This window comes from Microbulbifer litoralis, assembly GCF_023634065.1.
GTDB classification, from domain to species: domain Bacteria; phylum Pseudomonadota; class Gammaproteobacteria; order Pseudomonadales; family Cellvibrionaceae; genus Microbulbifer; species Microbulbifer litoralis.
Window position 1 is genome coordinate 1 of sequence record NZ_JALKCV010000020.1, and the last position, 25,163, is coordinate 25,163.

At 60.5% G+C, this 25,163-nt stretch carries 20 protein-coding genes; 10 read left to right on the top strand and 10 right to left on the bottom strand.

The features are described from left to right. Positions 1-3: 3 nt before the first annotated feature. Together fghA and MWN76_RS20155 are read right to left on the bottom strand one after the other, a co-directional pair. Positions 4-843: an S-formylglutathione hydrolase gene (gene fghA, locus MWN76_RS20150; RefSeq protein ID WP_284500777.1), complete on the bottom strand. Its 840-nt coding sequence runs from the start codon at positions 841-843 to the stop codon at positions 4-6. A 12-nt stretch (positions 844-855) separates the two neighbouring features. After that, the gene (locus MWN76_RS20155; protein WP_250464864.1) at positions 856-1,983 is read right to left on the bottom strand and encodes an S-(hydroxymethyl)glutathione dehydrogenase/class III alcohol dehydrogenase; all 1,128 of its coding nucleotides are present in this window, start codon (positions 1,981-1,983) and stop codon (positions 856-858) included. A 136-nt stretch (positions 1,984-2,119) separates the two neighbouring features. Here MWN76_RS20155 and MWN76_RS20160 point away from each other — a divergent pair, with 136 nt between their 5' ends. Next, positions 2,120-3,010, top strand: a complete 891-nt coding sequence (locus MWN76_RS20160) for a LysR family transcriptional regulator (RefSeq protein WP_250464866.1) — start codon at positions 2,120-2,122, stop codon at positions 3,008-3,010. A gap of 51 nt (positions 3,011-3,061) precedes the next feature. On the opposite strand, the gene MWN76_RS20165 is transcribed toward MWN76_RS20160, so the two are convergent. Beyond that, positions 3,062-3,835, bottom strand: a complete 774-nt coding sequence (locus tag MWN76_RS20165; protein ID WP_250464868.1) for an MBL fold metallo-hydrolase — start codon at positions 3,833-3,835, stop codon at positions 3,062-3,064. 80 nt (positions 3,836-3,915) lie between these two features. Continuing rightward, the gene (locus tag MWN76_RS20170; protein ID WP_250464870.1) at positions 3,916-4,497 is read right to left on the bottom strand and encodes a TetR/AcrR family transcriptional regulator; all 582 of its coding nucleotides are present in this window, start codon (positions 4,495-4,497) and stop codon (positions 3,916-3,918) included. Between the two features lie 205 nt (positions 4,498-4,702). Here MWN76_RS20170 and MWN76_RS20175 point away from each other — a divergent pair, with 205 nt between their 5' ends. Further along, the gene (locus MWN76_RS20175) at positions 4,703-6,916 is read left to right on the top strand and encodes a S46 family peptidase (protein WP_250464871.1); all 2,214 of its coding nucleotides are present in this window, start codon (positions 4,703-4,705) and stop codon (positions 6,914-6,916) included. 48 nt (positions 6,917-6,964) lie between these two features. On the opposite strand, the gene MWN76_RS20180 is transcribed toward MWN76_RS20175, so the two are convergent. After that, complete coding sequence (locus tag MWN76_RS20180) at positions 6,965-7,609, bottom strand: DUF3299 domain-containing protein (RefSeq protein WP_250464873.1); 645 nt, start codon at positions 7,607-7,609, stop codon at positions 6,965-6,967. Between the two features lie 83 nt (positions 7,610-7,692). On the opposite strand from MWN76_RS20180, the gene MWN76_RS20185 reads away from it, so the two are divergent. Both MWN76_RS20185 and MWN76_RS20190 read left to right on the top strand, forming a co-directional pair. Beyond that, positions 7,693-8,406 (top strand): ATP-binding cassette domain-containing protein, encoded by a 714-nt coding sequence (locus MWN76_RS20185; protein WP_250464875.1) that lies wholly within the window; start codon positions 7,693-7,695, stop codon positions 8,404-8,406. After that, positions 8,396-9,601 carry an ABC transporter permease gene (locus MWN76_RS20190; RefSeq protein WP_250464877.1) on the top strand — a complete coding sequence of 402 codons (1,206 nt, stop codon included), beginning with the start codon at positions 8,396-8,398 and terminating at the stop codon, positions 9,599-9,601. The genes MWN76_RS20185 and MWN76_RS20190 overlap by 11 nt, the downstream gene beginning before the upstream one ends. A gap of 64 nt (positions 9,602-9,665) precedes the next feature. Here MWN76_RS20190 and MWN76_RS20195 read toward each other — a convergent pair whose 3' ends face one another. The 5 genes from MWN76_RS20195 to MWN76_RS20215 all read right to left on the bottom strand — a co-directional run bounded on the left by MWN76_RS20195 (position 9,666) and on the right by MWN76_RS20215 (position 18,959). Further along, complete coding sequence (locus MWN76_RS20195) at positions 9,666-11,882, bottom strand: transporter substrate-binding domain-containing protein (protein WP_250464879.1); 2,217 nt, start codon at positions 11,880-11,882, stop codon at positions 9,666-9,668. Between the two features lie 59 nt (positions 11,883-11,941). Next, a complete protein-coding gene (locus tag MWN76_RS20200) occupies positions 11,942-13,018 on the bottom strand; it encodes an NAD(P)H-dependent flavin oxidoreductase (RefSeq protein ID WP_250464881.1) in 1,077 nt (358 codons plus the stop codon). 216 nt (positions 13,019-13,234) lie between these two features. Then, on the bottom strand, positions 13,235-15,493 hold the full coding sequence (locus MWN76_RS20205; RefSeq protein WP_250464883.1) for a TonB-dependent receptor domain-containing protein: 2,259 nt from the start codon (positions 15,491-15,493) through the stop codon (positions 13,235-13,237). Positions 15,494-15,620: 127 nt separating this feature from the next. Then, positions 15,621-16,805, bottom strand: a complete 1,185-nt coding sequence (locus MWN76_RS20210) for an acetyltransferase domain-containing protein (protein WP_250464885.1) — start codon at positions 16,803-16,805, stop codon at positions 15,621-15,623. 21 nt (positions 16,806-16,826) lie between these two features. Continuing rightward, positions 16,827-18,959, bottom strand: coding sequence for a TonB-dependent siderophore receptor (locus tag MWN76_RS20215; RefSeq protein ID WP_250464887.1), 2,133 nt, complete (start codon positions 18,957-18,959; stop codon positions 16,827-16,829). A gap of 213 nt (positions 18,960-19,172) precedes the next feature. On the opposite strand from MWN76_RS20215, the gene MWN76_RS20220 reads away from it, so the two are divergent. The 6 genes from MWN76_RS20220 (at position 19,173) to MWN76_RS20245 (ending at position 25,162) form a co-directional block, all read left to right on the top strand. After that, a complete protein-coding gene (locus MWN76_RS20220) occupies positions 19,173-20,813 on the top strand; it encodes an acetolactate synthase large subunit (RefSeq protein WP_250464889.1) in 1,641 nt (546 codons plus the stop codon). Between the two features lie 98 nt (positions 20,814-20,911). Beyond that, a complete protein-coding gene (locus tag MWN76_RS20225) occupies positions 20,912-21,412 on the top strand; it encodes an acyl-CoA thioesterase (protein ID WP_250464891.1) in 501 nt (166 codons plus the stop codon). Positions 21,413-21,467: 55 nt separating this feature from the next. After that, the gene (locus MWN76_RS20230; RefSeq protein ID WP_250464893.1) at positions 21,468-22,568 is read left to right on the top strand and encodes an NADH:flavin oxidoreductase/NADH oxidase; all 1,101 of its coding nucleotides are present in this window, start codon (positions 21,468-21,470) and stop codon (positions 22,566-22,568) included. Between the two features lie 124 nt (positions 22,569-22,692). Further along, the gene (locus tag MWN76_RS20235) at positions 22,693-23,472 is read left to right on the top strand and encodes a hypothetical protein (protein WP_250464895.1); all 780 of its coding nucleotides are present in this window, start codon (positions 22,693-22,695) and stop codon (positions 23,470-23,472) included. Between the two features lie 117 nt (positions 23,473-23,589). Further along, entirely contained in the window at positions 23,590-24,060 is a 471-nt protein-coding gene (locus MWN76_RS20240) for a Spy/CpxP family protein refolding chaperone (RefSeq protein ID WP_250464897.1), read from the top strand. A 49-nt stretch (positions 24,061-24,109) separates the two neighbouring features. After that, positions 24,110-25,162 (top strand): linear amide C-N hydrolase, encoded by a 1,053-nt coding sequence (locus MWN76_RS20245; protein ID WP_250464899.1) that lies wholly within the window; start codon positions 24,110-24,112, stop codon positions 25,160-25,162. Position 25,163 lies beyond the last annotated feature (1 nt).

Here is a 25,163-nt window from a genome sequence, read left to right on the forward strand (position 1 = left end):
GTGCTAAAGATTGAGGTGTCGGGCGTGAAAGCGCAGGTGCTCGCCGATAAAGCTGGCGATAAAGTAGTAGCTGTGGTCGTAGCCCTCGCGGCGGCGCAACTGCAGCGGATAGTCGCTGGTGGCGGCCGCCGCTTCCAACGCTTCCGGTTTCAACTGCTCGCTGAGGAAGTTGTCCGCTTCCCCCTGATCCACCAGCGCCGGTACTTTGTCATCTGCGTCCCGCATCAGCAGGCTGGCGTCGTACCGCGACCACTCCGGGGTATCTTCCCCCAGGTAGGCCGCGAAGGCCTTTTTGCCCCAGGGGCAGTTCACCGGATTGGCGATGGGGCTGAACGCGGACACCGAGCGGTAGCGCACCGGGTTGCGCAGTGCCAGCACCAGCGCGCCGTGGCCGCCCATCGAGTGGCCGGCGATCGAACGTACACTGGTGACCGGAAACAGCGATTCCACCAGTTGCGGCAACTCGTCTACGACATAGTCGTACATGCGGTAGTGGCGGCTCCACGGATCGCGCGTGGCATTGACGTAAAAGCCGGCACCCTGGCCCAGGTCGTAGTTCTCGTCGTCCGCCACCGTTTCGCCGCGGGGGCTGGTGTCCGGCGCTACCAGTGCCATGCCCAGTTCGGCGGCAACCTGTTGGGCGCCGGCCTTCTGCATAAAGTTCTCGTCGGTGCAGGTCAGGCCGGACAGCCAGTAGAGCACCGGCACCTTCTGGCCGCCCGCCGCCTGGGGCGGCAGGTAGATGGCGAAGCGCATCTCGCAGTTGAGCACTTCGGAGTGGTGACGGTACTGCTTGTGCCAACCGCCGAAGCTTTTGTTGCTGTTCAGGTTTTCGATCGTCATGGCGCGCCCCGCTTACTGGTCGAAATGGATCACGGAGCGGATGCTCTCGCCGCGGTGCATCAGGTTAAAGGCATCATTGATCGCATCCAGGCCCATGGTATGGGTGATGAAGTCGTTCAGCTTGAATTCGCCCGCGAGATAGCGCTCGACATAGTCCGGCAGTTCGGAGCGGCCCTTGACGCCACCGAAGGCGGTACCTTTCCAGACGCGGCCGGTCACCAGCTGGAAGGGGCGGGTGGAGATCTCCTGGCCGGCACCGGCCACACCGATAATCACGGATTCACCCCAGCCCTTGTGACAGCACTCCAGCGCCGAGCGCATCACGTCCACATTGCCGATGCACTCGAAGGAGTAGTCCACGCCGCCGTCGGTCAGCTCGACGATCACTTCCTGGATCGGCTTGTCGTAGTCCTTCGGGTTGACGCAGTCGGTGGCGCCCAACTGGCGGGCCAGGTCGAACTTGCTCTCGTTGATATCGATGGCAATGATGCGCCCGGCCTTGGCCATGGCCGCGCCAATCACCGCCGACAGGCCGATACCACCCAGGCCGAAGATGGCGACGGTATCGCCTTCCTCCACCTTGGCGGTGTTCATGACCGCACCCATGCCGGTGGTGACGCCGCAGCCCAGCAGGCAGACCTCCTCCAGCGGCGCGGCCTTGTCGACCTTGGCCAGGGAAATTTCCGGCAGCACCGTATATTCGGAGAAGGTGGAGCAGCCCATATAGTGGAAGATCGGCTCGCCATCTTTGGAGAAGCGGCTGGTGCCGTCCGGCATCAGGCCCTTGCCCTGGGTATCGCGGATCTTGCCGCACAGGTTGGTCTTGCCGGATTTGCAGAACTTGCACTCGCCGCACTCGGGTGTGTAGAGCGGGATTACGTGGTCGCCAACGGCAACGCTGGTCACACCTTCGCCCACGGATTCGACGATTCCGCCGCCCTCGTGGCCGAGAATCGCCGGGAAATTACCCTCCGGATCATCGCCGGACAGGGTGAAGGCGTCGGTGTGGCAGACCCCGGATGCGATCACCCGGATCCGCACTTCGCCCGCCTGCGGCGGCATTACATCGACCTCTTCAATGGACAGCGGCTGTCCCGGGCCCCAGGCCACGGCGGCCCTGGCTTTGATGGTGTCGGTCATGGTGCAACTCCTTATTGACTGGGCGGCGCTCTGCCGCGATACGGAGGTGAGTCTATCTGTTTCCAGATGGAATATAATCAGTTGTTTCTGAAATTCATCTTTTCTGTGTCGTAACAATTGGGGCCGGGGGCAGGGTATGCAGAACTGGGAAGGGGTCAGTGAGTTTGTGGCCGTGGCTGAATCCGGCGGTTTTACCGCCGCGGCGGGCAGACTGGGGATCTCCACGGCCCAGGTCAGCCGGCAGGTCAGTGCGCTGGAATCGAGGCTGTCGACCAGGTTGCTGTATCGCACCACCCGCAAGGTCTCGGTGACCGAGGCGGGCCAGATCTACTACCAGCACTGCCGCCAGGTGCTGGATGGGCTGGCGGAAGCGGAGCGCGCCGTCACCGATCTGCAGCAGGTTCCCCGCGGCAGATTGCGGCTGACGGCTCCGGTGACCTACGGCGAGAGCACCCTGGCGCCACTGGTCAACAATTTCGCACTGCGCTACCCGGAGCTGCAGGTGGAGTTGCAGCTGACGAACCAGAAGCTGGATCTGGTGGCGGAGGGCTACGACCTCGCTGTGCGCCTGGGCAAACTCGACGATTCCAGCATGATGGCGCGGCGGCTCGGCTCCCGCACGCTGTACGTCTGCGCCTCCCCGGAATACCTGTCGTCCCGCGGCGAGCCGCACAGCCTGTCGGAGCTCGGGCAGCACAACTGCCTGCCGGGGACCCTGGATTACTGGCGTTTTCGCGAGCAGGGCCGCTCCAGGAACATCAAGGTCAGCGGCAGTATCCGCTGCAACAGCGGCAGGGCTCTGGTGGATGCGGCGTTGAAGGGGATCGGCATCGTGCAGTTGCCGGATTACTACGTGGATGAACACCTGGGATCCGGCCGGCTGATTTCCCTGTTGGAGCATTACCGGGAGGAGGACGACGGTATCTGGGGCATCTATCCCCAAAACCGCCATCTTTCGCCCAAGGTGCGTATGTTGTTGGACTATTTCAGTGAAGCCATCGGCGGGAGCCCGCCTGCAGGAGAATGATTCTGTTGTCATCCCGAACCTGATTCGGGATGACAAATTGATCGAACGGATTCAGAGTACGCAGGTTTCGCCGTCCTCCGGCACCAGCAACTGTTCCGCCATCCCTTTCTCGGCAGCAAAAGCGCGCAGCTCGGCGCGGGACAGGGTGGCGTGGTTGACCGACTCCATATGCGTTGCAATCAGCGTGGCCTGTGGGGCGGCCTTGTGTACCGCATAGACATCCTCCTTGCCCATGATGATGGATCCGAGATTCGGTATGCGGGCGTCACCGGCATTCAGGATGGCGATACCCGGCTGGTACTGCGCCAGGCTGTCCGCGACGTGTTGGTTCCAGACGGTGTCGCCGGCCAGATAGGCGGTTTTCTCCCGCGGGTGCCTGAACACCACGCCGCAGACCTCGCCCAGCAGTTCGCCGGCGGGGGAGGCCATGATGGCATCGCTGCCGTGCTGGCCGGCGGTCTTGGTGAGGGTGACGCCCTCGAATTCAACATCGTCGCCGAGCAGGCGTACGTCGGTAAACCCCGCGGCGCGGATCGCCTCCGCATCCCGTTCGTTCTGTGCGAACAGCGGTTTGTTTTTCGGAATCTGCCGAGTGGCGGTTTCGTCCCAGTGGTCCTCGTGGGTATGGGTCACGATTACTGCGTCGACATCCACTACCTCTTCCATCGGAATGGGCAACTCCACCAGCGGATTGGACAGGTGATCGTTGACGGTACCGGGAAAGGCCGGGAAGGCTCCCTTGGGCGACAGCATCGGATCGACGAGGAAGCGCTTGCCGGCGTAGTCGATGATGACGGTGGCATTGCGGATCTGTTGCAGTTTCATGGTTGGCATCTCCTGGGTGGTTGCACTTTGTTTGGGACCTTTTGGTCCAGAATGGGCAAGAAAATGCTGTGGTTTCGCTCTCAGTCGAGCGTGGACAGCAACAGGTTCAGGGTCTGGTTGAGCTGCTCCCGGTCGCCGTCGGCGCGCACCATGACCTGCAGGCCGGGGAAGGCCAGTACCAGCAGCCGGGCCAGGTTGCGCGCTTCATCACTGTTGCCGATGGAACCGTCCATCTGGCCGCGTGCAATTGCCTGCGTGAACAGGGCCTCCATGCCGGCGAAATCCCGGGAAATGCGCGAGCGCACCTCCGGGTCCCGGGGAGCCAGCTCCACCGCCTGGTTGATGCTCATGCAGCCGCGCGAGGGCGCACCGCCGTCGCCGGCATCGGCGATGATCTTGCGGAAAAACTGCTCGATGGCGTCGCGGGCCGGTCCCTGCGCCAGTATCTGCTGCATCTCCCGCCCGCGCTCCTCGCGGTAGGCGTCGAAAGCAGCCAGGAACAACTCCCGCTTGCCGCCGAATGCAGCGTAGAGGCTACTCTTGCTGAGCCCCATGGCTTTCAACAGATCGGCCATGGAAGTGGCTTCATAACCCTTTTGCCAGAATGTATCCATGGCCTGGCGCAGGGCCTCGGCGGTGTTGAATTCCTGTGGTCGTGCCATAGCGTGACTTCGTCGGTAGAGGCGGTATGAAAGGTATTATGAACCAATCGGTCCATAAGTCAATCCCCGATCCGGGACCTCACTGCAGGGGCGCTGTCATGTATTATTGATATAAAGTATCATTTCGTTCTGGAGCGCTGCCTGCCCGCGCTGGTAGCAGTTATTTCTGTAGAATCTGTCGAACATGGAAAAGACCGGAGTCACTATGAGAATAAGATATCCCATTGCCCTGGCTGCAGTAGCCGCAGCCTTGCTCGCCGGCGGTACCCCGGCCGCAGCGGCGGACAAACCGGTTTCCACCGAGGGCATGTGGCAGCCGCACCAGTTGCCGGAGTTGTCGGACAAGCTGCGCGACCTGGGCCTGGAGCTGGACCCGGCGAGCATGACCAAGCTCACCGACTTCCCGATGAATGCGGTGATCAGCCTGGGCGGTTGTTCCGCGTCTTTCGTGTCCCCGAAGGGCCTGGTGATCACCAATCACCACTGCGCCTACGGCTCCATCTCCTACAACTCCACCGAGGATCGGGACCTGCTGGCAAACGGCTTTCTCGCCGGAGACCTGTCGGAGGAGCTGCCGGCTGCCCCGGGCTCGCGGGTGTACGTCACCGTGTCCATGGAGGAGGTGACCGACAGGGTCAACAGTAAACTCTCGGACGATATGGACGGCGCCGCGCGCTTTGCGGCCATCGAAGATGCGCAGAAATCGCTGGTGGCGGAGTGCGAGAAGGACCCGGGCCACCGCTGCGAGGTGTACAGCTATTACGGCGGCCTCGACTATTACCTGGTCAAGCAGCTGGAAATCCGCGATGTGCGCCTGGTGCATGCGCCGGCATCGTCCATCGGCAAGTTCGGTGGCGATATCGATAACTGGATGTGGCCGCGCCATACCGGTGACTACGCCTTCTACCGCGCCTACGTCGGCAAGGACGGCAAGCCCGCGGACTACGCCAAAGACAATGTGCCCTACAAACCCAAACACTACCTGCCGGTAGCGGCGAAGGGGCCCGAGAAGGGCGATTTCGTCATGGTGGCCGGCTATCCCGGCAGCACCAACCGCTACCGCACTGCGCAGGAAGTGGAGAGCAATTTCGACTGGTACTACCCGACCATGCAGAAGGTGCTGGCGGAGTGGTCCGAGACTATCGCCGCGGCCACCGAGGACAACAAGGATGCGGAACTGAAGTACGCCAGCTTGGTGGCGGGCCTGAACAACTACGCCAAGAACTTCACCGGCATGATGGAGGGTTACCAGCGCAGCGACCTGCTGCAGCGCAAGCGCAAACTGGAAAAAGACCTGCAGGCCTGGGTGGAATCGGACAAAACCCGCCGGGCGAAATACCAGTCCACCCTCGATGAATTGGACGCGCTGGTGGAGGAAAAGGCATCCACCCGCGAACGGGACCTGGCGCTCGACTATATGGATCGCTCCGCGATGCTGGACGCCGCGCGCCAGCTTTACCGGCTGGCAAAAGAGAACGAGAAGCCCGACGCCGAGCGCGAACCGGGTTATCAGGAGCGGGACCTGACCCGTTTCACCGAGAGCATGAAGCGTATCGAGCGCAGCTTCTACCCGACGGTGGACAAGCAGATCTGGCTCTATTTCCTGCAGCGTTACCAGGCGCTGCCGGAGAAACAGCGCATCGCCAGCTTTGACGAATACCTGAAGATTGGCGACGGCGATCTGGAGACAACGCTCGACAGGATGTATGCCGATACCGGCTTGACCGACACCGATGCGCGCCTGGCCTGGATCGGCAGGAAACCGGAGGATTTCGCCAACAGCAAGGATCCGTTTATCCAGCTTGCCGTGGCCATGTACGACGATATGCTCGCGCGGGAAGAGCGGGACAAGGCCATGGAAGGGCGCTTTGCCCGGCTGCGGCCCGAATATATGGCGCTGCTGATCGACTACAACCGCTCCCGCGGCAAGCCGGTCTACCCGGATGCCAACAGCTCCCTGCGCGTGACTTTCGGTGTGGTTAAAGGCTATACACCGCCCGCCGGCACCATCACTGAGGCCGCGGACGGCAACGACGGCAAGGACCGCTTTGTGCCCTTCACTACACTGCGCGGCATCGTGGCCAAGTACACCGGCAAGGAGCCCTTCGATGCGCCGAAAGCGCTGCTCACCGCCATCGACAAGAAGGACTATGGCCGCTACTACGACAAGCAGCTCGACTCGGTGCCGGTGAATTTCCTCAGCACGGTGGATATCACTGGCGGCAATTCCGGATCGCCAACGATGAACGGTCGCGGCGAACTGGTGGGGCTGGTGTTCGACGGCACCTACGACAGCATCAATGCGGACTGGGATTTCACCGACAGCACCCGGGCCATCCATGTGGATATCGCCTACATACTGTGGGTGATGGAAAATATCGACGGCGCCGGTTACCTGGTGCGGGAGATGGGGTTGTAGCCGGGAGCGCCAAGCCCCAACTCGGCAGGCGGGCCGCAGGCCCTCCCATCACTCTTCATACGGATAAATCCGTTTCACCTCCATGGTATAAGCCGCCGTCCCCTGCTCGGTATCTTTGGGCAGGGTGCGCAACTGTCCTTCCACATGAAAAGGGTCGTACAGAAACTCCACCTGAAACCCCTGCGGAAAATCGGCATAGATCACCTGGTTGGGCGGCGGTGGCGGCAGGTGGATGCAGGCACCGAAGTAGGGCACCAGCAGAAAGCGGGTGATGGTCTGCTCCTCGTCGAACGCCAGCGGCACCACGAATCCTGGAATGCGGACCGATTGGCGGTCGTATTCCGGCTTGATACGGGTGGAGGTCAGCGCCTGCTGGTAGCGGCTCTCCGCGCCAGTGCGTTCGGGACTCTCCAGTTCCCCGGGGATACGGTCTCCCGCGGATCCCTCGGCGATGGTGTCCAGGTACTCCGGCGGGTTGAGCAGTGCGTCCAGGTCCTCCCCGGGAATCAGGTCCTCCCAGGCCACGTCCCGGTAAACGACCTCCGCAGTCTCGGGTTCCTGTGGCGAAGGGGAAGTGGTTTCGGGTGGCGGCGCGGCAACTTTGTCCGGTTCGGTATTTTCGTCCGATTCGGCACAAGCGCCGACGAGAGCGGCGACAAGGAGCAATGCGCGGGGAAATGAGGTAGAAGGCATAGGCATCACATCTCGGGACTGGTACATTTGAGATACGTTATATCATCAATGGCGTATCCGAAAAATCCCCGACGAGGTGGCAGATGAATGCACCGGCAGCGCAGCTCGCGGCGAACGCTATTGCCGTGGAACAACTCCGATTCGCTTACAAACGCGGCCCCAAGGTATTGGATATTCCCCGCTGGTCGGTACCGCGGGGTGGCCGGCTTTTCCTGCGCGGGCCATCGGGTTCCGGCAAATCCACATTGCTGAACCTGCTGGCAGGCATGCTTGTAGCACCAGAATCGCGACTCGAAGTGCTGGGGCAATCGCTGGCGGCACTGGGCGGCCGGCGTCGGGACCGCTTTCGCGCGCGGCATATCGGCGTGGTGTTCCAGCAGTTCAACCTGATTCCCTACCTGAGTGTGCTGGATAATCTGCGCCTGGCGGCGCACTTCAGCGGTTCGGGTGGCGATGTCCACAGTCGTGCAGTGCAACTGATGGCGCAGTTACGGTTGCGCGAAGGCATCCTGCAGCGGCGTGCGGACGCGCTGAGTGTCGGACAGCAGCAGCGGGTTGCCATCGCCCGCGCGCTGATCAACCGGCCGCGGCTGTTGCTGGTGGACGAGCCCACCTCGGCACTCGATCCCGATGCCCGCAATGCCTTTGTGCAGTTGCTCATGGACAGCTACGGCGCCGCTGACAATACGCTGGTTTTTGTCAGCCACGATATGGCCTTGGCGCGGCACTTCCCGTTGCTGACAGACATGCGCGAACTGAACCGGGCCTGGAAGCAGGAGGATGTGGATGTTTCTTAAACTGGCCTGGCGCAGCCTGATGCACCGCAGGGGCAGCGTGCTGCTGGCCGTCGTTTCCGTAGCGGTCAGCCTGTTCGTGCTGTTCGGCGTGGAGCAGATCCGCAGCCATGCAAAGGACAGCTTCAATCGCACCGTATCCGGTGTCGATCTGATCGTCGGCGCGCGCACCGGACAGCTGAACCTGCTGCTGTACAACGTGTTCCGCATCGGCAATCCCAGCAACAATATTTCCTGGCAGTCCTATCGCGATATTGCGGATCAGCCGCAAGTGGCCTGGAGCATTCCAATCTCATTGGGGGACTCCCACAAGGGCTACCGGGTCATGGGTACTTCGCAGGATTTCTTCCATCATTATCGCTACGGCGGGAACCGGCCACTGGCTTTGTCCCGTGGCCGGCCCTTTGCGGATATTCACGATGCTGTGCTCGGCGCGGAGGTAGCGCGGCAGCTGGGCTACCAGCCGGGTGATTCCCTGGTATTGGCCCACGGTCTCGGCAGTACCAGTTTCCAACATCACGACAAACACCCCTTTACCGTCACCGGGATACTGGAGCCAACCGGTACGCCGGTGGACCGGGCACTCTATATCAGCCTGGAAGGTATGGAGGCGATCCACAGCGATGGGGGAGGCCAGGCGGAGCTGGCGCCCGACAGCATTACTGCGTTTATGCTGGGTCTGGATTCCCCGGTAACCACTTTCCAGTTGCAGCGACAGATCAATGAGTACCGCGGCGAGCCGCTATTGGCGATACTGCCCGGCGTCGCGCTGTCGCAACTGTGGCAGATGCTGGGCGTGCTGGAGAAGATACTACTGCTGATTTCGGCGATGGTGGTGCTGGCATCGCTGTTGGGTCTGTGCATCATGTTGCTCACGTCCATGCGCGAGCGCCGGCGGGAAATCGCGTTGCTGCGCACTGTCGGTGCCGGGCCGATGCAGCTGTTCCTGTTGGTGCAGATGGAGGCGTTGCTGGTGGTGCTGTCGGGTGCGGCCATCGCTTTTGTGGCGTTGTCAGCCGGCCTGTGGTTTGCCGAACCGCTACTGGGGGAAGGCTACGGTATTTACCTGGGTGGACCGCCCCTGGCCGGGCAGACGCTGGCGCTGGTCGCGGGGATACTCGCCGCTACACTGGTGGTGGCAACGGTGCCGGCATTCGGTGCCTATCGCCAGTCGCTGGATCGCGGTTTGCAGGTGTGAACGTAAAACACATCGGGCCGGAAAAGGGCGCAGCGAACTGTTACAGGACTTTGCGCAGGGCCCACTATTCCTCGCTGGTTGAAGTTTCGGCTCCGTCCTTGTTCGAGTCGGCAGTTTCCTCCGGGATCTTTTTCCTCATTGGCGGGCGGACGCTGATATCGCCACTGGCCACCTCGGTATAGGCCTTGTACAGGTCGCTGATCTTGCGCACATACTGCACCGGCTCGGCGCCGCGCACATAGCCATAGCGGGCATTTTTGTAATACTTCGGCTCGGACAGCTTGAGCATCGCCACCTCGACATTGCCGAACCAGACATCCGGGTCCAGCCCCAGCTCTACCGCGAGCCTGCGCGCGTCCAGCAGGTGGCCGTAACCGGCGTTGTAGGAGGCGAGGGTAAACCACAGCCTGTCGACCGCCGGCAGTGTTGGCTCGAAGCGGTCGCGCACCCAGTTCAGGTATTTGACGCCGGCCGGGATATTGCGCTCCGGCTCGAACAATGGCGGGGGGAAACCCATCTCTTCCGCGGTTACCGGCATCACCTGCATCAGGCCCTGGGCACCGACCGGCGACACCGCATCGGGATTGAAATTGCTCTCATGCCACATCTGCGCGACGACCAGACGCCAGTCGAAACCGTAGTCCAGCGATGAACCCTTCACCAGCAGGTCGTAGGGGGAGAGGTCCTTTCCGGGAATGATTCGCGCTGCGACCCGCTGGGTAAAGCGCTTGTTGGGCTCGAAGTAGGCGGCAATTTTCTGCTGGTACTGTTTGGTCTTGCGGTACTGTTTGAGAAACGCGTTGAGTTTTTTCAGCAGCTCCCAGTTCTGGGGCATCAGCATCCAGCCCTGGGGGCGCGGGTCGCTGACCAGTGTACCCGGCAGCAGTTCGGGTTGTACCGAGGCAGCCATCAGCACGTCATCACGGTCAACGATTGTCGCGTCCAGGTCCCCGTCGGCAATCATGCTGATAATCTCCGCGATGGACTGATCCGGAGGCGCAATTTCCACCTCGACATCAATGCCGCTTTTCTCGATCACACGCGCGGTGGCGATAAATGGGGAAAAGGCGCGTATGGTCAGTGTGCGCCCGGCAAGGTCCTGGACCTTCTTGATCACGGGGTCGCGCCTGTTGCTCACGACCTGTTCCGGTGTCTCGCGATAAGAGGTTGTGAAAACGATGCCCCGGTCTTTACGCTCCTGGGTAATATTCTTGACCGCGCCGGCAAAATCGCCGCGCCCGGCCTTGAGCCAGTCGATCAGGGTTTCGTCGTAGGGCACAACGATGACCTGTAACTGCAGCTTGTGTTTATCGGCAAAGGCTTTGGCCAGGTCGTAATCAAAACCCATCAACACTCCCTTCCAGACATAATAGACCGAGGGGCGGTTGTAGGTCAGGAAGCGTATAACACCGGATTTCTTGATTTTCTTCCAGTCGGCAATCCGGTTCTCCGGTACCTGGACCAGGTTTCGGGTCAGGAAGTTATTGATGGTTGCGAGCAGTCGCTCCGAGTCCTTGCGTACGGCCCAGGCGATGTTCTCCTCCTTGGAGACGCTGGCGCCAATACGGATGTCTTTGCGGTAGGTGTGCAGGTCCTCGGCGATATGGCCATCCAGGATCGCAACCCTGTTGGTTTTTTCGTTCATCATGTCGATGAGGGCGTCGCGATCGTCGTAGTGCTGGACTTCCAGAATGGTCAGGTTTGCTTCCGGATATTGCTGGACGAGCTGTTGGGCCGTAGCCTCATAGGTTGAACCGGTCTGGACCAGCAGCTCCACGTTGCGAAGCTTCGCCGGATCGCTGATATCCGGGCCTTTACTGGTGGTGACCAGCCTGTGACTGGTCTGCATCAGGGGAACGGTAAAGTCCACCAGCTCGCGTCGGCCTTTGGTATCGGTAATATAGTGGGCCACCACATCGGCTTTGCCTGCCCGCACCAGCTCGATGGCTTCCCGGGGCGACGCCGCCTGGATCCACTTGGGTTCCAGTTTCAGTCTTGCCGCCAGCTTGTTGGCCAGGTCGACATTCCCGAGCGTGACGATACTGTCGCGCGGCAGCAGGTCCTCAACCGGACCGGACAGATTGACGAAGCGGATAACATCGTGTTTCCGGATGTCCTGGAGGTCACCGGTCTCGACGTAGTTGGTAAATGGAACAATACTGCGTTTGGCGCTGTCGGGATCCTGCTGTTTGCCGCAGGCGCTGAGAAGGAAGAGAAATATTGCCGTTGCGGTAAACAGCGTGCTGATAAATGGGCCAGCAGCTCTGTAGCGACTCGGCATAGACCACTCCGCCTGCCATCCATGCCGCGATTTTAGTGTCGCCTGAGGCTAATCACCTTTCATTCAGGTGGGCCCTCGCTGTGGCATTCCTGCAGCAACCGCGTCATCAGCTCCGCAGCCGGCAGTTCCCGGGCGAGGGGCGCCCCCTGGCCGGCCCACTGCGCGGCAAATTCGCCGTTGCCCAGTTTGCCGGCCGCTGCATTGAGCTGTTTGGCCGCGTCGTAGGCCAGTGGATAGTCCGCTGGTGGTGGGCTGCCGTCTGCTTCGCCGTAAGCGATCAGGCGGTTCAGCATACCGCGCGCTGGACGTCCCGACAGCGTGGATGTCAGGCGGGTAACAGCGGCGCGTTCACTCTTCAGGCTCTCGCGATAGCCGGCATTGGCCGAAGATTCCGGGCACAGTATGAATGCGGTGCCCAGCTGGGCGGCCGCCGCACCGAGATCCAGCGCGGCGCGAATGCCGTAGCCGTCCATGATGCCGCCCGCGGCAATGATCGGCAGTTGCGTTTCCTGCACCAGGCAGCGGACCAACACCTGGGTGGTCAGGTACTCGTCGGTCGCATCCGGATCGAAGATGCCGCGGTGCCCGCCGGCTTCGACACCCTGTGCCACGATCGCATTGACGCCCGCCCGTTCGATTAACCTGGCCTCCTGCAGACTGGTCGCTGTGGCCAGGGTGTAGATGCCGGCGTTGTGCAGGGCCGTGATAACGTCGGCCGACGGCAGGCCGAAATGGAAACTGACAACCGGTGGGCGCAGTTCGAGCAGTATTTCGAGCGTTTCAGTATCCTGGAGAAATGTCGGGTAAATTTCCTCCAGGGAGGAGGGCGTTTCCAGCCCGACTTCGGCAAACAGCGGCGCCAGATACCGGAGCCAGGCCGCCTCCCGGGCTGGGTCCCGCTGTGCCGGCGCATGGCAGAACACATTGATGTTGAATGGCTGTGACGTGAGGGCGCGGGTCTCCCCGATCATCTGCCGGGTCTGGTCGGGGCTGCTGGCGCCAATCCCCAGGGAGCCCAGCCCACCCGCATTGGAGACAGCGGCCGCGAGGCGGGGTGTGGATACGCCGGCCATCGGCGCCTGGATAATGGGGTGGCGGATGCCCACCCGCTGGAGGAATGTGCTGGAAGGCTTCATTGCTGCTCCCGATTTGTGCTTGAAATGGGCCGAGGGCTTGGTAGTAGGGTACCACTGTCCGCAGCACGGAGATAACCCAGATCCACCAGGGATATTCACCGTGACTTTGGCCGACAGTTGGCAGAACCCGGGGAATAGGGACCTATGCCGCCCGGCATGGGCGGCGATAGGTCTTTGGGAGACAGCGTGAAAGGGGCCTGTTGAAATGTTTTTACTTCAGAACTGATGTCTCAGGCCCAACACCAGGTTCCGCCCCCTGAGCGGTGACTGCTCCTTGACGAAGGACGTGTGCATCAATGCCGGTTCGTCCGTCAGGTTGACACCGCGCAGGTAGAGTTCTGTTGCCTCGTTGTTGAATCCGTAACTCACCGTCATGTTGACCATGTTGTAGCCATCGGTGGGAGTCTCGTACGACGCTATATGGTCCTGGCTCGATGTGCGGTAGTACTCCACGTTCGCCGACAGCGGACCCGAAGTCCAGTCATAGCGCACGCCAAGTCGCCCCGGCGGAATGCGGGGGAGGTTGTCGTCCTCGCTTTTCAAGTCGGTATCGACATAGTCGCCGAAGAGGGTGATACGGGATTCCGGTGAGAAGCGGTAGCTGACCTGCCCATCGATACCGGTGAACGAGGCGTCGGCTGGTGTATAGATAAGGAAATTGTGCGGTGTGCCGGTCTCTGTTTCGATCTCGATCAGCCGTGCGAAGATATAGTCTTCAATGTCCTGGTAAAACAGGCCAACCTCGAACTCGAGCGAACCACCTGTTTTACGGAACGTAAGATCGATTGAGTCGGCAGTTTCAAGAACACTCTCCGCGGAAATGCCATCCTCTTCGAGAATTGGGTTGCTGGATGCAAGTCCCAGTTCGTAGCTGTTGGTCGCGAGATTATTGCCGCGAGCGTAGAGTTCCCGAACACCAGGCGCGCGCTCCGTATGGCCGAGGGAGAGCACCGTCGCGTAACCATCGGTGATATTCCAGGTAGCGCCCAGCGAGGCGGAGAAAGGATTGTGTTTCGCACCGGGATTTCTTTCGCGGAAACTTCCGACGTAATCCTCCTCAAGTACCTGCCGCCATTCTGCTCCGTACCACTCGGTGAAGAGCGCCTCATATTCGGGTGACAGGGTGGCGCGGAAGGGAGGCGGGGTCACGCTGATCTCGCGCCAATCCTTGCGCGCGGCGAACTCGAGATCGACTGATCCAAAAGAGCGTCGTTCACTCAGGAAGACAGCGGTATTTTCGGTGACATAATCGGCAACCCCGTCCAGGCCATAGGCGTTGTCGGGGAACGGTTCGTGCAGGTCACTGACATTGATGCCGCCAAAGGTGCCGTCGGTGTACTGGACGCCGAACGTACCGGTGAATCCCAGCAGCGGCTTGTGGGTCAGTTCGAGGCGCCCGTCCCATACTTCGTTGGTATAACGGGAGAACCGGCTGGGGCCGTCGATCTCGTCATGCACATAGTCGGTATAGGAGCCGCGGAACCGTACATGGTCGAACCCGGGCAGCAGGTCGCTGTAGTCCGCGCGGATGTCGACACGTTCGCTGCGCAGGTCGATATAGGCTGTGTGATCGTCCGACGAGCCGAATGGGTCTTCATAGCTGCCGTGGGCCTCGCAATGCAGATCGAGCCCGTGAGTATGGCACACACCATTCACGTGGCTGTGCCCTGGCAGGCCGTGTTCGGCATCCTGCCGTGTATAGGCCGCGCCGACATATCCCCTGTCCGTGATCCATGAGGTACCCAGGCTGAAATTTGAACTGTCGGCAAAGGAATCCTGGAGTTCATCCGCGCCGAATTCACCGGGAACCTTGTAGTCCTCACTGGATCGGCTGGAACCTTCGGCGTGGAAAGCGAAAGAGCCTAGCCCGGCGGTTACCCGCCCAACGGCGGTCTGTTCTTCATCGCCAGATCCAAGGCGCACTTCCGCCGCACCGGTGATTCCATCTTTCGGCAACGCGCGCGGTATTTTGCTGTCGATCAGGTTGATCGCACCGTTGAGAGCACTGCCGCCGTAGCGGGTGGCCGCCGGCCCCCTTAAAACTTCGATCGCATCGAGCAGCAATGGATCGGTAACAATGGTGTGGTCCGGTGAGACAGAGGACGCGTCAAAGACGTTCGCGCCGTCCGTCAGGACTTCAATGCGAGGTACTGTCTGCCCGCGAATGACAGGGCGCGATGCCCCCGCCCCGAAATTGTCAAGATGAACACCTGGTAGGGCATTCAGGGTTTCACCCAGGGTGCCCTGGCGCCGTTGGACCAGTTCATCGCCGGCGAGAACCGTCACCGGCAACGGCGAGTCGTCATCCAGTCCGCGATACGATTGCCCCGAGACCTGGATATGCTCCAGCTTCGATGTTTCATCTTCCGGCCCGGAATCTTCGCTTTGCTCTTGAGCAAGAACAGCGGCGTGGGTAAAAAGTACACCGGATACAACCGGCGCAGTGGTGAGTATCAGCTTGCGGATTTTTTTCATTCATTTTCCCTTCGCGAAAAGTTCCAGAAAGTTGATTTGGTTGAAACGATATAACGTATCCATACAAAATAAAACAGCCGTTGAACGATTCCCCGAAATCCCCCCCTCCTGATAGATGGCCTGGTAATCAGAAGTATTTGACCCACCACAAATTCGTACGGTGTTTGAATCGTGCGAACGCCCTGGTGGGGAAGTAGAGGGCCACCGTAAGTACGGCAGAGATAATCCAGATCCACCAGATATGGTCGACACCGAACAGGTCGCCGTGATTGGGGCCTGCGACAGTGAGAATGATGCGGTAGGTGATCAACAGCACATAGAGGTGCAGGATGTAGAAGAACATCGGCGCCGAGCCGAACACTTCCAGTGCGTCCAGTACGGCATTTTTGCGGTTTTCAAACCAGGCCAGCAGGAGAAAGGCAACGCCCAGGGTGAGCAGCAGGAAATCCAGCGACGGCGGGTACTTGGTGAAATTGAGCAAAGACATTGCGGTCTGCAGCGCCGTTTCTCCGGAAACCCAGGGCAGGGCCTCCCCGTAGAGATTGAAGCCGCGCAAAAGCAGCAGCAGCGCCAGGCAGCCCAGCCCCAGCGCAATCAGCGTTTTGCGGCGCGCAAACGAATCCATGGTGCGCGCGTAAAGCGGGCCAGAGAAATAGCCCAGCGCAATCACACCTATCCACGGCAGCAGCGGATAGCTGATCTTGATGCGCAGCGCCTCTGTGTCCAGCAGGAAACCGCGGTCGTGCAGTATGGTCCAGAGACCGTAACCGAACTCGCCGGGCTGAAAGGTGATTGGTGTCAGCAGGTTGTGGCCAAACACGATGGCGAAGCCGATAGCGCCGATCAGCCAGCGCGGCAGTTTTACCAGCAGCGACAGGGCGATCATGCTCAGCCCGATCACCCAGATCACCTGCAGCCAGAAGGTTCCGAAGCTGCCGGCCCAGGAGAAGTTGACCAGCGTCACTTCCAGCAATACCAGGAACAGGCCGCGCTTGAACAGGAAGGCACCCGGCGAGCGTACGCCGCCACGGCTCGGGTGTGCGTACAGCCACGCGGACAGACCGGTCAGGAATACAAATGTCGGGGCACACAGATGTGCCGACAGGCGGGTAAAGAAAAGCGCCGGCGAGGTGCTGGCCACATCCATCGGGTCGGACACCTGCATATGCAGGTAGAAGCGTTCCCGCACATGGTCGATCAGCATCAGCACAATCACCAGGCCGCGCATGATATCGATGGAGGCGATACGGGATTTGCCCGTGATTGCGGTTGCGTCGCCCGCGGATTCAGGAGGCATGGATACAACTGCCATGGGGTTGTGACTCCTTGGGGCCTACAGGTTGTAGCGGATACCGAGGTTATAGATCCGGGGCGCGCCCGGCATGGTCCACAGCTTGTGATAGGAGCTCACGTAGTGGCGCTCGTCAAACAGGTTGTCGACATGGGCAAACAGTTCCAGCTCTGCCGTGGGCGAGTAAGAACCGGACAGATTCACCAGCGTATAGGCTGGTAAGATATAGTCCGGATCAATGGTTTCACCGAGGCGCTCGTCCACGTACTGGATACCCAGGCCCACGGAAGCCGGTGCACCGGCGAGGGTGAAATTCCGCGAGAGCGACAGGCTGCCGCTGTGTTCGGGAATATTGATCAGGCGGCTACCGGCCGGAATTTCCATGCCCCAGTCCAGGTTGACCACATCGTTGCTGGTCTCCGCCTCTGTGTAGGCATAGGATAATACCAGCTGTAATTCGCGGGCGAGCTCCGCGGCCAGATCGATTTCCACGCCGCGGCTCTGTGCCCGGCCCAGCGCGGCGGAAAAGCCGGGATTGGCGGGGTCGGCGGTGAGCACATTGGATTTCTCCGCGCGGAAGAAGGCGAGGGTACCGGTCGTGCGGCCGTCCTCGCTCGATACCTTGATACCCGCTTCACGGGAGCTGCTCTCCTCCGGGTCAAAGGCCGTACCGTAGTAGTCGGAGCCGGTATTGGGACGGAATCCCTCGGAGAAACTCGCGTAGAGCGACAGCGCCGGCGTCGCCTCGTAGACCAGCCCGGCGCGGGGGCTGGTGGCGGTCTGTGACATGGTGCTGCGCACACCGCTCAGATGGTCGTCGATGCTCTGGTCGAAGTCGTCGAAGCGTACACCCAGCAACACCTTCCACTGCTCGGTCAGGTCGATCTGGTCCTGCACATAGAGGCCGCGGGTGCGCTGCACCTGTAACTGGTCGATCTGCGGCGCCGGTTGCGGGCGTACCCCCTCGTACGCCGGGTTGAAGATATCGATGGCGTAGGTCGGGTCCATGGAGCCATAGTCGACGCGCCAGCGGCCCAGGGCAAAGTCCAGCTCGAATTCGTAGGCGTCGGTACCCAGCAGCAGGTGGTGGTTGAGGGGGCCGGTGTCGAAGGTCCCGGTCAGCTCCAGCCGGCCCGACAGATCCTCGGCGGTATAGTCCCGGGAACGGCGCTGCCGACTCAGCGTGGATCCGTCGGTCAGCAGCAGCTGTCGGCCATCGGAAAGTTCCGCATCGGCGGAGTAACTTTCCAGGGACGAGTCCCGGTAGCCGAGCCCGGCGAGCAGCATCCAGCCGTTGTGCAGTTCGTGCTGGATCACCAGCTGGTGACCGGTCGCACGTATTTCCGAGGGGCCGTTTTGCGGGTCGCCGAGAAAGCGGGTGACCGGCAGCACATCCGGATCGCCCTCGATCGCGACGATGCCGCGATCGAACAGCGCCTGCTGTTTCGCCAGCTCCAGTTCATAGGTCAGCGAGGTGCGCTCGGACAGGTTGAACAACAGGGAAGGGGTCAGGGCGTACTTGCGCGGTTGGGTGTTGCGATAGCTGTCGGAATCCTCGAAGGCACCGTTGACCCGGAAGGCCAGGTTGTCGCCCAGTGCCCCGGTATAGTCGCCCTCCAGTCGCTTGCTGTCGTAGCTTCCGGCCGATGCCTGCAGGTAACCCTCGGTGTCAAACTGCGGCTTTTTGGTGACCAGGTTGATGGTGCCGCCCGGCTCGCTGCGCCCGTACAGCGCCGAACCCGGACCCTTCATGATCTCGATGCGTTCGATATTGGAAACATCCCGCCGGCCACTGAAGCCCCGCCCGGCACTGAAGCCGTTGACCAGATAGCCGCTGGGCATACTTTCGTCGCCGGCAAAGCCGCGGATCGCAAAAGTGGTCTGCAGTCCGCCCAAGTCATTCTGCCGCGCCACGCTGCCGGCCAGGTCCAGCGCCGATTGCAGGTCGGTGATGCCCTGTCCGGCCAACAGGTCGCCGGACAGTGTCTGCACCGACTGCGGCAGCGACTCCAGCGGCACATCGCCGCGGTACGGTTGCCGCTGCGAGACGACCGTGATCTCTTCCATCTGTTCGGCCCCCAGCTCCCGGGCCGGGACTTCGGCCGCGGCGGCCAGCAGGGGGATGACGCCGGCTGGCAGCAGGTAGCGGCAAGGCCGCTTCTTGTCGACGGGCATCGGGTAACTCCATATAAATCGAACACCAGAGAAGTATGATACATCATATCTTTTCGGTGTTGGAGACCCCACTGTTGAATGGCGCTGTGGGGGGATCCCGATCGCCGCTGCCGAGCCCCGTCCTGCCGCTCTCCTGTTCGCATCCGCGCCGCGGCAATGATATACCTGTAAACAGCGGAATGACCGGAAGCACTACTACTAATGGAGGACACCATGAAGGCGTCTGATCTGTTTGTTCGCGCACTGGAAGCGGAAGGGGTGGAGCACGTATTCGCAATTCCGGGGGAAGAGAACCTGGACCTGTTGGAATCCCTGCGCGGGTCCAATATCAACCTGGTGGTAACGCGGCACGAGCAGGCGGCCGGATTTATGGCCGCTACCTACGGCCGCCTGACCGGCAGAGCCGGCGTCTGCCTGTCGACCCTCGGCCCCGGCGCCACCAACCTGGTAACGGCGGCGGCCTACGCCCAGCTGGGCGCCATGCCGATGGTCATGGTCACTGGCCAGAAGCCGATCAAGAGTTCCAAGCAGGGCCAGTTCCAGATCATCGATATCGTCGACATGATGCAGCCGTTGACCAAGTTCACCCGCACCATCATCAGCGGCGACAATGTCCCGGCTCACGTGCGCGAGGCCTTTCGCCAGTCGCAGGAAGAGCGGCCGGGCGCCGCCCACCTGGAGTTGCCGGAGGATATCGCCCGCGAGCACTCCACCATGCCTGTGCTCGAACCCAGCTATACCCGCCGGCCCATCGCGGAAGAGAAGGCGATTCACCAGGCGGCGGAGGCCATTACCGCCGCGCGAAAGCCCCTGTTGCTGATCGGCGCCGGCGGCAACCGCAAGCTGACCGCCAAGATGCTGCGTGAATTCGTCGAGAAACTGGGCATTCCGGCAGTCACCACACAGATGGGCAAGGGTGTGATCGACGAGTCCGGGCCGCATTTTATCGGCAACACCGCGCTGTCCGACCACGATTTTGTGCACCGCGCCATCGACCAGGCGGACCTGATCATCAACGTGGGCCACGATGTGGTGGAAAAGCCGCCGTTCTTCATGCGCCCCGGCGGCGCCGAGGTGGTACATATCAACTTCAATTCCGCCCAGGTGGACCCGGTCTATTTCCCACAGATCGAAGTGGTGGGGGATATCGCCAACAGCCTGTGGCAACTCAAGGAGCGGCTGGAACCGCAGCGGCACTGGAGCTTTGCCGATGCACACCGGATCCGCGACGCACTGCAGCAGCATATTCACCAGGGCTGTGGTGACGACAGTTTTCCGCTGCACCCGCAACGCCTGGTCAAGGAAGTGCGGGACGTGATGCCGGAGGATGGCATCCTCGCCCTCGATAACGGCATGTACAAGATCTGGTTTGCCCGCAACTATCCCGCACACTCCCCCAATTCAGTACTGCTGGACAACGCCCTGGCCACCATGGGCGCCGGGCTTCCATCGGCCATGGCGGCCAAGCTGGTGTTTCCGCAGCGCAGGGTGATGGCAATCTGCGGTGATGGCGGTTTCATGATGAACTCGCAGGAACTGGAAACCGCGGTGCGCCTGAAACTGGACCTGGTGATCCTGCTGGTGCGGGACGACGGATACGGCATGATCCGCTGGAAGCAGAAACAGATGGAATTCCACGATTTCGGCCTGGATTTCGGCAACCCGGACTTTGTCGCCTATGCCGAATCCTACGGCGCCCGGGGCCATCGCGTTGCCGCCACCTCGGAACTCCAGCCGCTGATCGAAAAGTGCAGCAATGAAGGGGGCGTGCACCTGATCGATATCCCGGTCAACTATTCGGACAACGACCGTATTCTCAACCGGGAGATCCGCGAGCTCTCGGACAAGTTGTAATACCGGCTGAAGGGGTATCGGGTATCAATCTTGCAGACCGAATCCACACAACCCCCGGACAGCAGGTGCTGGACTGTTATTTTTTGAGGAAGTGCCCTATGCAAGAAACCCGTGACCACCAATTGAGCATGAGCGTCCTGATGACGCCGGATATGGTCAACTTTACCGGCAAAGTACACGGTGGAGAGCTGCTCTCTTACCTGGACAAAGTCGCCTACGCCTGTGCCAGCCGCTACGCCGGACGCTATGTGGTCACCCTGTCGGTGGACAGGGTGGTATTCCGGCAGCCGATCAATGTCGGGGAGCTGGTGACTTTCCTGGCCTCGGTGAACTACACCGGCAATACTTCCATGGAAGTCGGGATACGCGTGGTTGCCGAAAACATTCACACAAGGGAGGTCCGGCATGCCAACAGCTGTTACTTTACGATGGTGGCGCTGGACGACAATGGCAGGCCGGTGTCGGTACCTTCGCTGGAACCCGGCAATGCCGTGGAAAAAGAGCGTTTTGAGGCGGCGGTGCTGCGCCGGAAACTGTTGCGTGAGCAGGAAGCGGCGCACGATGCAATCAAGGAAAAAGTGCGAGCGGCGCAGACATGACAAGCACGTCGTTGCTATTCTCTTTCGGAACACTTCTTGCGAGTAGTACGAACTGATGCACACCCCGAAACTCTTTGAGCCCTTGTCGGTTGGATCGTTGGAACTGGCCAACCGCATCGTGATCGCCCCCATGTGCCAGTACTCCGCCGTCGATGGCTGTATGACCGATTGGCATCTGATGCACCTGGGGCAACTGGCCGCGTCCGGTGCCGCGCTGCTGACTATCGAGGCCACCGCGGTGGTTCCGGAGGGGCGGATCAGCCATGCGGATGTCGGCCTGTGGGACGATGCCACCGAAGCGGCCATGGGCCGTACCCTGCAAGCGATCCGGCAGTGGTCGGACATGCCGATTGCGATCCAGCTGGCCCACGCGGGTCGCAAAGCCTCTACGGAGGTACCCTGGTGCGGCGGTGCCCAGATCGCCCCCGGCGATCCGAATGGTTGGCAGACGGTAGCGCCCTCGGCCAAAGCCTATCTGCCGGACGAACGGCCTCCGGAAGCGATGGATCGATCCGCGATGATCGCAGTGCGCGATGCGTTTGCAGAATCCGCCAGCCGCTCGGCACGGCTCGGTATTGATGCGATCCAGATTCACGCCGCACACGGCTACCTGCTGCACCAGTTCCTGTCCCCGCTTTCCAACCAGCGGGATGACGAGTACGGCGGCAGTCTCGAGAACCGCATGCGCTTCCCGCTGGAAATCATGGATGCGGTGCGCGATGCCTTCCCGGCGGATCGACCGGTAAGCGTGCGGGTTTCGGGCACAGACTGGGTGGATGGGGGCTGGGACCTGGAGCAGACCATCGCCTTTTCCCGTGCGCTCGAAGCGCGTGGCTGTGCGGCGATCCATGTATCCAGCGGTGGCCTGGATCCGGCACAGAGCATACCTGTGGGGCCCAGCTACCAGGTGCCCCTGGCTCGCGGTGTGAAACAGGCAGTATCTATACCGGTGATTGCAGTAGGGCTGATTACCGATTACGAACAGGCCGAGGCTATCGTCGGGACCGGAGATGCAGACCTTGTCGCCTTGGCCCGCGGGATTCTCTACGATCCCCGCTGGCCCTGGCATGCGGCCGCACACCTGGGGGCGTCTGTATCTGTACCGAACCAGTACCTGCGCTCGCAGCCACGGACCTTTCCGAAGCTGTTTAAATAGCGTTTCCCATCTCCCTGGGGCGTGTTCTGCAACGTCGGGGCGGGCCGGCAAACTTCATTTCCTGAATATCGACTATATTTGGCGGGCTATTTGAAAAGTCTTATGCACGCCATGGAGTATCAGGATGAAATACCATGCCCCTTACCGCTATCTGGTTGCCAATCTCGTTGTGCTGTTGACTGGGTTCTGTTTCGGTGCGAAGACAGCCGATGCGAAGCCAGTGCAGGCCGATGGGCGCGCGTGGGAATTCTATGTGGCTCCCTACCTGTGGGGTATTGCACTGGACGGCGATATCTCCCACAAGCCTTACTCTGTAGAGGTCGACGAGAGTTTCAGTGATCTCTGGTCCGATCTCGACGCCGGGTTTATGGGCGCGTTTGAGGCACGGCGAGATCGCTTCAGCATTTTGCTGGATGGTTTCTATATCGACCTGACCGATGACGGCGCGTTCAAGAACCTGCCTCTACCATTTCCTGTCGATCTCGATGTGGATAACGAGACGTACACTGCGCTGCTGACGGCCACCTATCGGGTGCTGCAGTCATCAGCGGGGTTTGTTGACGTTCTGGCGGGATACCGCTACTGGTCCCTGGAGACGAAGCTCAGGGTGAACACGCCCATTGCAGACCTGCAGGTCTCGGAAGACGACAGCTGGCACGACGCGCAGTTCGGGGTTCGCGGGCATCTCGACCTGACTCCGCGCTTGTATATCGAGGGGATGGCATTGACCGGTGCCCGCTCCGACCGGACCGTCGATCTGGCGGCTTTCGTGGGCTACGAAATGAACGACTGTACGGCCATCATGCTGGGGTACCGGCATGTCAAGATAGACTACAGCACATCGGAGTATGAATTCGATGCCGCCCTGCGCGGCCCGGCCATCGGCTTCAGCTACAGATTCTGACGTAATGGCATAGACAGAGATTCCATCACTCAAAATAGATATATGCGGCGGCTTGAGACGTCAGAATCCACTAACTAGGATAACGGGACCAACAGTGTCTATGATGCAGAGGTTCTTATGAATTCGTGGAAATATCTTGTTGGTTGTTTAAGCCTGTCAGGCGCCTTGGTGGCGCTCCCTGGGCAGGCCGATGCGGCCGCTATCAACTACCAGAAACACGATCACTCCGAAAGATTCGAAAAATTCTGGATGACCCTGGAAGAGAAGCTGGCGCTGAGTAAGGAACAGAGAGAGGAGCTGAAGAAGCACCGTGAGGCGGTTCGAGGTGAGCGGAAGGAACTGAAGGAAGACAGCAAGAAGCTGCACAAGCAGATCAAGGAAGCGCTGGAATCCGGCGCAGACAGATCCAAGCTGGACAGCCTTGGCGCAGAGTGGGGCAAGATCCAGGTCCAGAGAATGGAGATGGCCCACAAGTACCAGAAGAAATTCAAGGAGATGCTCAGCGAAGAGCAAAAAGCCAAGCTTGAGAAGTTCAAGGCCGAACATCGTGATGAATGGAAGAAGAAGTATGGAAATGATGACGATTGATATGTCAACTGTCCAGGCATCTTCGAGCAGATAGTGACGTGTTCGTTGCTTGGCGAACCTGACGGAGAGGTGGGAGAAAACTTCACTCCCACCTCCAGAAAGCCGGTCATCTGTATTTTTTAAGGATCAAAACTCTATGTGCACGCGGACACTATGGCTGAATAGTGGGCAGGGAATTATTGCCGGCCGCAATATGGACTGGGCACAAAGCCTGGGAACCAACCTCTGGATACTCCCCGCCGGGGCGCAACGCAAGGGCATCGAAAAGGATCCAAATCCGCTGAGCTGGAACTCCAGATTTGCCAGTCTGGTGGCCACAGCCTATGACCTGGCGACGGTAGACGGGCTGAACGAGAAGGGGCTGGCCGCACATATTCTCTGGCTGGCCGAATCGGAGTTTGGAGACAGGGATACCTCTGTGCCCGGGGTTTCGATATCTCTTTGGGCACAGTATTTTCTCGACCAGTTTTCCACGGTTGCCGAGTGTGTTGCCAGCATCGGGGATCACCCTTTCCAGGTACGTCCTCAATCGGATCCAGTCTCGGGGCGCTGGTCTACGGTCCACCTGGCGCTGGACGATGCAACGGGAGATTCCGCAATCATCGAATATATCGATGGTGCGGTGAAGGTGCATCATAGCCGCGACTACACGGTAATGACCAATTCCCCGCCCTTTGATGAGCAGCTAACACACCTGGCGCAGTATCAGGGGTTTGGTGGGCAGAAGCCCCTACCCGGTACGACGGAAGCCGCAGACCGTTTCGTTCGTGCGAGCTATTATCTGGAAAGGCTTCCCGCCGCCGACTCACCGGAGCGTGCCTATGCGGCACTTCTGAGTGTCATGCGCAACGCCGCACAACCTTTCGGTGTTGCCGATCCTGCACGACCACACATATCCATGACCATCTGGCGAACACTGATAGACCTGCAGAGACGCATCTATGCGTTTGAGTCTTCATTCAGCCCCGATATCGTCTGGGTTTCCCTGGATAAGATGGATTTGAGCAAGCCCCAGAAACTGGACCTGTCACAGAAAGGTCTGGTGGGTAATGTAGGAAAGTTATTTACAGAAGCGCCCCCCTTTACTTTCATGTCCGCCTGAT